Here is a 9,450-nt window from a genome sequence, read left to right on the forward strand (position 1 = left end):
CATGTGTGTCTTGCTCTTTTGAACTTTATGTACTTTATTTTATTTTATTATACAACGGGGTTGAATTGGTTGACTTACGAGCAATACGACAACTGGATTCCCGATAACAGCATTCGGGAATGACATATCAGGACGCAGATGAACCCCCGATAAAATCATTCGGGGGCAGGCTCCGATTATCAGGATTTTAAGTATCCAGACATTTCTGCGAGAATCAGCGTCCCCAAAAAACAACTCGTTCTTTCTTACTTTTTCACTTTCTTATTTTCTTTCTGCTTCAGTGATTAACTGGCAGGCAGTAGATTATGGTGGTGGTAAAAGGAAATCGGCAAATTATATTATAAACGATTCTGTTGACCAGATACTTACAAAATCACAAAGTGCAGGTTATATTTTAAGTTCGGGTTTTGTAAGTGGTTTTGTTGCACCAACTTTGTATTCTATAAGTGGATATGTGAAAGATTTAAGCGGGACAGGGATAAGTGATGTAACCATAACAGTGACAGGCGATAGTCAAACAACAACGGTTACAGATGCGAACGGATATTATGAGATTTCAAATCTTGTGGCAGGGAATTACACTGTTACACTGACAAAAACAAAATATAGTTTTACACCTGAATATAAAAAGTATGTTCCACTTTCATCAAATCAGGACAACCAAAACTTTACCGGGATAGCAGTAAAAATTGATGTTACAGTAGGCGATGCCAAAATCCAGGGTGGTAGTAAAGGATATGTTCAGCCAGCGAAGCGCGAGCAGGCAATAATAGCGGTGAACCCGACTGGCTCCGGAAAGATAAATGTTAAGATATATACTATAAAAGGCGAGATGGTTTGGGAGACGGACAAAACGGTATCAGCGGGTGTGCAGGATAGTATAAGTTGGGCGTGTAAAAATATAGACGATGATTTTGTTGGTTCAGGTATTTACATAGTTCATATTAAAGGTGCAGGTGTGGATATAAAAAAGAAGGTCGCAGTGGTGCGATAGGTAATAAATGAAAAAGTTTTTTTTATTAGTGAGTGTTATACTAATTTGTGAGAAAAGTTTGTTTTATTGTTCGGGGACATCTACCGGCTTGATACTTTCTATGCCTGCAAATGGGAAATCAGCCGGGCTTGCAGAAGCGTGTGTATCTTTGAGCGGAGACAGTGCATTTCTTCAGTACAATCCTGCCTCGCTGTCATTTATTAACCAGAAGGAACTTAATTTAACATACCAAAAAGGGAGTATGGACGATAATTTTGGTTCTGCATTTTTTAGTTTACCGAGTAATAGCATATCATTTTCCGCAGGGGTTAATTACTGGACATTAGGCAATATGGAACTTATTGATATGTCCGGTAATATAAAGACAGTAAATGCTGAGAAAGATATTCTTTTGTTTGCTATTATATCTACAAGATTATCAAATGTTTTATCAGTTGGCGGTAGTTTTAAGAATTTAAATTCTACACTTGTTGAAGAAGTAAAAGCAAAAACTAATGCGTTTGATATAGGCGCTTTATATAATTTTTCTGATTTTCCATTATCTATCGGAATATCATTACAGAGTTTAGGCGGTAAATTAAAATATGGCACTCTGAAAGAATCTGTTCCACGAACAATCAGAGCGGGGTTTAGTTATATCTTAAATATGGAAAGAGGCAAGGTTATTCCGTCATTTGATATTGTTAAACAAAATGATGAAAAACTTAGAGAGAATTTAGGGCTTGAAGTTGCATTAAGTAATATCTTTTCAGTAAGAGCGGGCTATAAATTTGGCTATGATCTTGATACTTTTACTTTTGGGCTTGGGTTAAACGGAAGAAGTATGCAATTAGATTATGGGTGGGGAACGATAACGGATTTTGAGCCCAAGCATACGGTATCAGTTTGTATGAAAATAGACACTATGCGAATAAAGAAATCGCAAAAACTTACAGCAGGCGAAAACATAGCGGTGGCTGATTTTGTGGCGAAAAATGTTTCTTCTGCCGATGCATCAATCGTTGCCGATTTTTTGAGGACAGAACTTGTTAAAACAGAAAAGTTCAATGTTATTGAAAAGGCGAATATGGATAAAATTCTGGCAGAAGCAGCGTTTCAGCAAAGTGGCTGCACTACATCAGAGTGTGCAGTTCAAATAGGAAAACTCTTAAATGTCCGGCAAATGGTAGTTGGCTCACTCTCTAAATTAATGGATACATATTTTATTACAGTGAATGTTGTTAATGTAGAAACCGGGAAAATATTGCAGTCAGAAAGTATAAAGGCATATTCTGCGGAAGAACTCAATAGCGTCTGTAAAATCCTTGCTCAAAAACTTATAGAATAACTCAAGATAAATAGGACGCAGATTTTCACAGAAAATTCAAGATTTTAGAATTTGATTCTGATTTCTCAATTTTTAATTTTTAATCCTGGGTTTCTGCGTTTATCTGCGTCCCAATTATTAAAATTCCGATGTGCCAAGATATTTCAAACCTGCCATAAAACCGTTTTCATCCCCCCCTTATTCCAGCCCGATTTTTTTTAGTTGCAATTTTTTATTTTTTTGGTATAATAAAGACATGCTCCAAACAGAACAGTTAAAAATAATTTATGAAATTGTGAATGATATCAGGTTCATCTATGATATCAATCGGCTGTTGAATGTTTTTCTTGAAAAAATCTGTCAGACAGTAAATTGCGAGGCGGGCTCAATTTTTTTGACTGATTTTCAACGAGATGAGTTAAAACTTGTTGCTGTAAAAGGCGCTGCAGATACAATAATTCATTCAATCCCGTTCAAGATTGGTGTCGGGATTTGCGGAAAAGTTGTTCAGCTACAGGAGCCAAAAATCGTCAATAATCCAGAAGAGGACGAGTTTTTTAATCCTACCGTTGATACATTAACCGGTTTCAAAACAACCAACATTTTATGTGTGCCGATGATTTCAACCGGCAGATGTATCGGTGCGATTGAACTTTTGAATAAGAATGGGAAATTTAATGAAGATGATTTAGAACTGGTAATGCTGACGACAATCCAGATTTCATTAGTTGTTGAGACCTCACGGCTTTATACAGAGATTCTAAAATTGAAGAATTTCACCGATTCAATTTTAGAAAATATGCCCGGCGGATTTATCGCAATTGATTCATTCGGGACAATCACCACAATCAACCCAACTGCAGCACGGATTTTAGAAGTAGAACGAGTAGCGGTTACTGGCAGGTTTTTATACGAAGCATTCCCACACCATAAAGAGATTGCGGATATTTTGTGGGATACGAATCAAAAGAAAAAAACGGTTTCACGACAGGATATAAAACTACTCAATCGTTCAGGCGACCCGCTTGTGCTTGGGTATTCTACAATAATAATAAAAGACCGAGAAGGTAATATACTCGGCAGTGGAATGACATTCCAGGATTTAACAAAAATAAAACACGAATAACAACTCGCAAATAAAGCACGAACTATTTCCTACTTTAGTGGGCATATCTCTAAAAAGGCAGGTTAAAGGTTAAAGGTTAAAAGTTAAAAGTATTATTAATCTTTAATCTTCAATCTTTAATTGTCAATTGGAATTTGGAATTTGGAATTTGCCAGTGGGTGGTATAACCGAAACTAAAGTTTCGTAGAAGAAATACAATTACTTTTAATTTTTAATTTTTAATTGCCATTATATCAGGGGGTAACTATGGAAAAAGTTCTTTTAGAAATCGCACAGAGCATTTCATCAACACTAAATCTTAACGAAGTACTTGAACGGATCCTTGATGAGTCAATAAAACTGGTAGATTGTGAAGCAGGATCTATTTTTTTGATAGATAGCGAGACAAAAGAGTTAAATTTTAAAGTAGTAAAAGGTGACAAATCAGCTATTCTCAAGGAACTGAATATAAAAATCAAACTGAACGAAGGGATTGTTGGTATCGCAGTCCATACCGGTCGGGTTGTGATTTCAAACAATGTTCAAGATGACCCGCGGTTCAAAAAAGATATTGACTGGCTTACCGGTTTTACTACAAAATCAGTCATAGCAGTCCCGATGATAATAAAAGGCAAAACTATTGGTGCGATTGAGCTTATTAATAAAAAAATAGGCGAGTTTACAAATGAAGATACTGAAATCATCTCTGCTGTTGCGTCGCAGTCTGCGGTTGCTATTGAGAATGCGCGGCTGTATGAAGAACTTTATACATTAAAAGAATATATGAGCGATATTTTTGAATCAATGCCCGGTGGGTTCATCGCAATTGATAACCATAAAAGAATCACAGCAATCAATCCAAGAGCTTCTGAAATACTGAATATCCCGAAAGACCTTGTTGGCGAAAATTTGACAACCGGTTTTGTAAGATACCCGGAAATTGTTGAACTTTTTAAGATAGCATTATCTAAAGCAGAACCACAAATCAGACGAGAAATGTATTTAACTGTTGGAAATAAACATAAAATTATAGGGTATTCTACATTGGTTATCAAAAATGCTGATAGCATCATAAAAGGTGCCGGGATGGTATTTCAGGATATTACAGATATAAAAAACAAACATTGATTTTTCCAATAAATTTTAATATAATAATTACAAGTTGCCAGTGTAGCTCAGCCGGTTAGAGCACCGCTCTCATAAGGCGGGGGTCGTCGGTTCAATTCCGACCGCTGGCAATGAAGGCAATTAAAAATTCAAAATTAAAAATGCAAAATTGTTGTTAACCTTAATAATTTTTAATTTTACATTTTACATTTTTAATTGCCATTATATCAGGGGGGGGGTATGAATAAGTTGGTGGTTGGTTTGGTTGTTGCGGTCCTGGTTTACGGTTGTGCGTCAAGTCCTGACAAAGGGACTGTCTCTAAAGAGGGCGAGATTGAACGGGAATGGGTTGAGCAGGGTGTGACAAAGAATTTTATCTTTGCACGTGGTATCGGTGCGGCTGACCAGACACTTGAAAACAAAACACAGAAAATGGCAACATCACGGAATTCGGCAATTGTCAACGCCCAGTACAATATGCTTTCGGTGGTTAAAGGTGTCCAGTTAGAAGGTGGAATCACAGTTGAGAAAGCAATTGAAACTGATTCTATGTTAGCAACAAGTATTGACGCTAACATAAAAAGTGCTCAGGTTGTAAGAAGCGAATGGACTGCTGATGATGGCTGTGTTGTTGTTCTTCGGCTTTCTAAAAAAGCGCTGAGAGATATGGGCTTGAAAATAGTTGAATAACAATCTGTTTTAATACACAATACTCATCGGAAATATATGACAAATGTCATATAACATTTGTTAGAGAGGTTTTTGTTTATGAGAAAACATTATTTCCTTTTTTACCTTTTACCTTTTACCTTTTACCTTTTACCTGCCTTTACCGGTTGTGCATCAACAAAACCACAGATAAAAGCAACTGCACCAAACACCGAAGTGGTTGAAGCCGAAGGTATGGCACCTATTGTGAATAACAACATTACAGGTGCCAAAAACACAGCATTGCATGATGCCCTAAAAAATGCGCTCGGGCTTGTAATAGGTGTGTATGTTTCACAGGAAGCGCTTGTTTCTAAAGCGATGCTAATTGAGGATAACATCACCTCACAGACAGAGGGCTACATAGAAAAATATGATGTTTTGAAAGAATGGCGAGAAGGTGATTTTTATAAAACAAAAGTCAAAGCGCTTGTCCGAAAAGAAGACCTTTCTGCGAAACTGAAATCACTGGAACTTGAGCCAAAAAAACTTGGTAATCCAGTAGTTGCTTTTTCAATTGACGAAATTATTGATGGGCATCCTTCAAACACCAAATATGCAGAATCGGAACTGAAAGGGAAGTTTGTTGATGCCGGCTTTGTGGTCTCGGAAGCAACCAAATCAGATATTATTGTAGAAGGCAAAGCAGAGTCAAGTTTCAATACTGACCAAGGGCTTGGCGGTATGGTTTCTTATCGGGCAACTGTCTCCATCAAGGTGAAAAAAACGGGTTCGGCTGATATTATCGCATCACCATCACCTGCGACAATTGGCGGGATTGATGTCAACAGACCGAACGCTGCAAAATCATCAATAGTTAATGGTACAAAAAAACTTGCCGAGGGATTGCCTGATGTAGTGCTTAAATTTCTTAAAGAACGGTCAACCGTTCGGCTTACAGTTTCAAATCTGCCTAACCTGAATAAACTGAATGATTTTACAAAATCGGTTCGTGCTTTGCTTGAGGTTCGGGATTGCTGGGTGCGCGATTTTTCAAATGGTGTTGCTTCACTGGATTTAGACCTCAAAAGAGGAGCCGCTGCTGATGTTGCTAAACGGCTTGAACAAAGTCAAACCTTTTCAATAAAAGTAACAAACCTTGGTGCTTACAATATAGAAGCCGAAATAAAATAGTATATTTTTTAATTAATAATGTTTTCAAAATGAGTAGGAAAACTGTTAAACTATCTGGAAATTTAGATATTGGTAAGATGGAGGAAATTCTTTATGCCGGAATGGAAATTATAACATGTAAAGAAGAATTGAGTATTGATTTATCAGAAGTGACCTTTATTCGTCCTATTGCATTAACCGTTCTTGCTTCAACAATATATCAAGTCAGAACATTCGGAACCAAATTAACAGTTGTTTTACCAACCCCAAAAGATACGCTTAGTTACATAAATAGTATTGGCTTTCAAAATTTTTTGGAAGGCAAGCAAAAGGAACCCTCGGATTATAGAAGTTATGTGCCTCTGTATCATTTAAATGCAAATAAACCGCAATTTGTAGATTTATTAATAAATTTCATTCAACGTGAAGGTATTGATGATAAAACGTCTTACATAATAAGATTAGGTATAAATGAGTTAATACAAAATGTTTTTGACCATGCTAAATCGCAAGTCGGATGTTTTATGTGTTCGCAATCATATAGACAGAAAAAATATATAAGAACAGCTATGGTGGATTTGGGTGTGGGTATTCCTGCAAATGCCAGAACTATTTCGCGGTTCAAAAATTCAGCTGATGACCAAATTCTTTTAGCTGCAACAAATGGAGAGATAACTACTCGTCACAATATTCCAGGTGCCAAGGGACTTAAAATGTTGTGTGAAATAATTACGGAAAACCGAGGTAATATTTGTATTTTTTCTCATAAAGGACGTTTTACTGCTGATGTAGATAAAAGAATTGCTAAAGTGAAAGAAGTTTTTTTTCATGGGACAGGCATTGAATTCAAATTGCCATATCTTTTAAGTGATGCACAATCTGTAGGGTTTGGATTTAAAGAGATTATTGAAGGAGAATTATAATTTATGAATAAAAACAGTAAATCACAATTAACACTCCGTATCCCCACACGAGTTTCTAATTTTAGAAAAGAAGGAGCATATTTTAGAAATGAGTTTATTATTAAGCAATGGAATAAGGTTGATAGATTTATATTTGATTTTGAAAATAGACCTATAGCTTCAGTATCATTTCTGGATGAAGCATTCGCTAAATTGTTTTTAGAATTTAGGCCTGAAGAAGTAATTCGCAAACTTTATAGATTTGAAAGGATGTCATCTATGGATAAAGAATTGTTAAAAGAGGTAATTAATACTAGATTAACTGAAGCAAAATTGAAAAACAAGTAAAAAAAAGTGCCGGTGTATCTCAGCGGTAGTGCAGCGGTTTTGTTGTAGTACCGTTAAGCACCATCTGCCGAGGTAGCTCAATGGTAGAGCAACGGTTTTGTAAACCGTAGGTTGTGGGTTCGACTCCCGTCCTCGGCTAATAGATGGTGCGGGATAAACCGAAAGATTTTAATTTTTGTAATTTTTCGTAGTTTTTCTAATCTTTCTAATTTTTCTTAATTTAATCCAGTCAAAAGAAGTTTCTATGCAATTCTGTGGCTTAATTTATTTTTTGCGGGTGTTGCATAGTGGTAATGCCGAAGCCTTCCAAGCTTCTGATGTGGGTTCGATTCCCATCGCCCGCTTTTTTTAGTATTATTTTTATGAAAAAACAGATATTAGATAATCGGTACTTAATTCTTAAGCAAATAGGTTTGCCAGGTGGTTTTGGCACGGTCTATAAAGCCAGAGATATAATACTTGAAAAATTAGTTGCTGTAAAAAAATTACATGAAGAACTTTCTAATGATGCAAAATTTTTGGATATGTTTCGTAAGGAAGCGATTATTACTGCCAGTCTTGAACATGAAAATATTGTTCGGGTTATTGATTATCGCAAAACCTCTGATGAAACTTACTACATAATTATGGATTATGTAAAAGGAAATGATTTACGGCATGTTCTTAAACGCTGTGTTGAAAAAAACAAAAAATTGCCGGTTGAATTGAGTGCATCTATTGTTGCTAAAGTTTTAAGTGCGTTAGACTACGCCCACGCCCTAAAAAATGAGGCGGGTGAACCATATAACATTGTGCATAGAGATGTTTCACCAGGCAATATCATGCTTTGCTTTGATGGTAAAGTTAAACTTACAGATTTTGGCATTGCTAAGGCGGCACTAAAAGGGACAGAAAAAACCAGAACTGGTGTATTAAAAGGAAAAATACCGTATATGTCTCCTGAACAAGCAGAAGGCAAAATACAACTTGATAAACGCTCTGATATTTTTTCATTAGGTATAATCCTATATGAATTGTTAACTAACAAAAGATTGTTTGAAGGAGATACAGATTTAGATATTTGGCAAAAAGTTAGAACTTGTAAGTTTGATTTAAAACCGCTGGAAGAAAGTAAGGTTCCTGATGATTTGAAAAACATAGTGTTAAAAGCTCTTCAAAAGGATTTAGATAAAAGATATCAACTTGCAAAAGAGATGTTCATTGACATATGGAAATATGTGAGTATCCGGAAATATGGGCATCGTGAAGAAGATTTAAGAGATTCTCTTGTTGATTTATTAGCCGTAGAAATACAACATGAACAAGAAGATGCAAAATTAGAAAATATAGAACTTGATGCAATAGCAGAAGAAGCAGAAAAAGTTGAAACGACAGAAGGAATAGTTATACCCAGCAAAGAAAAGGTTCTCCCAGAAAAACCTCCAGAAAAAGAAAAAAGAAAAGAAATAGTTATAGAACATCCTGAAGCACCTGAGTCTAGAGAGGTAAAGACAGTTTTTGATTTCGTGCTTGATACTGCTAAAAAATATAGAAAAATTTTTGTGATAACAAGTATATGTCTATTTGTAGGATTGATATTTTATTGTGTAGCGGATATCTATTTTCAGTTTACAAGATTTGGCATTTATTTGCATCAACGAATTTGGCCACCAACTGTTATTGTAAAAACAATTCCACCGGATGCATTGCTTACAATTACTTCACCCAGCGGCGAAGCAATATTTAAAGGAATAACTAAATCTGACTGTAGTTTGGCAAATTTCCCATTTCTCTAATGAGAAATAGGGTGGTCTGATTCATCAGACACGCTTGCTAATAAATGCTGAGACATATTATAAAGGAACCTATAAAAAATTGACGTGAAAGC

The 9,450-nt window shown here is 35.9% G+C and carries 9 protein-coding genes and 3 tRNA genes; all 12 read left to right on the forward strand.

Annotation, left to right across the window (positions count from 1 at the left end):
• Positions 1-280 precede the first annotated feature (280 nt).
• The 12 genes from AB1349_11190 (at position 281) to AB1349_11245 (ending at position 9,358) form a co-directional block, all read left to right on the forward strand.
• Entirely contained in the window at positions 281-994 is a 714-nt protein-coding gene (locus tag AB1349_11190) for a carboxypeptidase regulatory-like domain-containing protein (protein ID MEW6557897.1), read from the forward strand.
• Between the two features lie 7 nt (positions 995-1,001).
• Positions 1,002-2,321: a PorV/PorQ family protein gene (locus tag AB1349_11195; protein ID MEW6557898.1), complete on the forward strand. Its 1,320-nt coding sequence runs from the start codon at positions 1,002-1,004 to the stop codon at positions 2,319-2,321.
• A gap of 235 nt (positions 2,322-2,556) precedes the next feature.
• Entirely contained in the window at positions 2,557-3,426 is an 870-nt protein-coding gene (locus tag AB1349_11200) for a GAF domain-containing protein (protein MEW6557899.1), read from the forward strand.
• A gap of 246 nt (positions 3,427-3,672) precedes the next feature.
• Entirely contained in the window at positions 3,673-4,533 is an 861-nt protein-coding gene (locus tag AB1349_11205; protein ID MEW6557900.1) for a GAF domain-containing protein, read from the forward strand.
• A 36-nt stretch (positions 4,534-4,569) separates the two neighbouring features.
• A tRNA-Met gene (locus AB1349_11210) sits at positions 4,570-4,643 on the forward strand.
• A 109-nt stretch (positions 4,644-4,752) separates the two neighbouring features.
• Positions 4,753-5,202, forward strand: coding sequence for a hypothetical protein (locus AB1349_11215; protein ID MEW6557901.1), 450 nt, complete (start codon positions 4,753-4,755; stop codon positions 5,200-5,202).
• Positions 5,203-5,280: 78 nt separating this feature from the next.
• Positions 5,281-6,354 (forward strand): hypothetical protein, encoded by a 1,074-nt coding sequence (locus tag AB1349_11220; protein MEW6557902.1) that lies wholly within the window; start codon positions 5,281-5,283, stop codon positions 6,352-6,354.
• A gap of 29 nt (positions 6,355-6,383) precedes the next feature.
• On the forward strand, positions 6,384-7,256 hold the full coding sequence (locus AB1349_11225) for a hypothetical protein (GenBank protein MEW6557903.1): 873 nt from the start codon (positions 6,384-6,386) through the stop codon (positions 7,254-7,256).
• Positions 7,257-7,259: 3 nt separating this feature from the next.
• The gene (locus tag AB1349_11230) at positions 7,260-7,583 is read left to right on the forward strand and encodes a DUF4325 domain-containing protein (GenBank protein MEW6557904.1); all 324 of its coding nucleotides are present in this window, start codon (positions 7,260-7,262) and stop codon (positions 7,581-7,583) included.
• A gap of 66 nt (positions 7,584-7,649) precedes the next feature.
• Positions 7,650-7,721, forward strand: a tRNA-Thr gene (locus tag AB1349_11235).
• 135 nt (positions 7,722-7,856) lie between these two features.
• A tRNA-Gly gene (locus tag AB1349_11240) sits at positions 7,857-7,927 on the forward strand.
• A gap of 18 nt (positions 7,928-7,945) precedes the next feature.
• Entirely contained in the window at positions 7,946-9,358 is a 1,413-nt protein-coding gene (locus AB1349_11245; GenBank protein ID MEW6557905.1) for a serine/threonine-protein kinase, read from the forward strand.
• The last annotated feature ends 92 nt before the right edge of the window (positions 9,359-9,450 follow it).

It is taken from the genome of Elusimicrobiota bacterium (genome assembly GCA_040757695.1).
Classification (GTDB): Bacteria; Elusimicrobiota; UBA8919; order UBA8919; family UBA8919; genus JBFLWK01.

Bases quoted from the DNA above. Each gene is read 5' to 3' on its own strand.
- AB1349_11215 (MEW6557901.1), top strand. From the start codon at position 4,753: ATGAATAAGTTGGTGGTTGGTTTGGTTGTTGCGGTCCTGGTTTACGGT.
- AB1349_11205 (MEW6557900.1), top strand. From the start codon at position 3,673: ATGGAAAAAGTTCTTTTAGAAATCGCACAGAGCATTTCATCAACACTA.
- AB1349_11230 (MEW6557904.1), top strand. From the start codon at position 7,260: ATGAATAAAAACAGTAAATCACAATTAACACTCCGTATCCCCACACGA.
- AB1349_11195 (MEW6557898.1), top strand. From the start codon at position 1,002: ATGAAAAAGTTTTTTTTATTAGTGAGTGTTATACTAATTTGTGAGAAA.
- AB1349_11245 (MEW6557905.1), top strand. From the start codon at position 7,946: ATGAAAAAACAGATATTAGATAATCGGTACTTAATTCTTAAGCAAATA.
- AB1349_11225 (MEW6557903.1), top strand. From the start codon at position 6,384: ATGAGTAGGAAAACTGTTAAACTATCTGGAAATTTAGATATTGGTAAG.
- AB1349_11220 (MEW6557902.1), top strand. From the start codon at position 5,281: ATGAGAAAACATTATTTCCTTTTTTACCTTTTACCTTTTACCTTTTAC.
- AB1349_11200 (MEW6557899.1), top strand. From the start codon at position 2,557: ATGCTCCAAACAGAACAGTTAAAAATAATTTATGAAATTGTGAATGAT.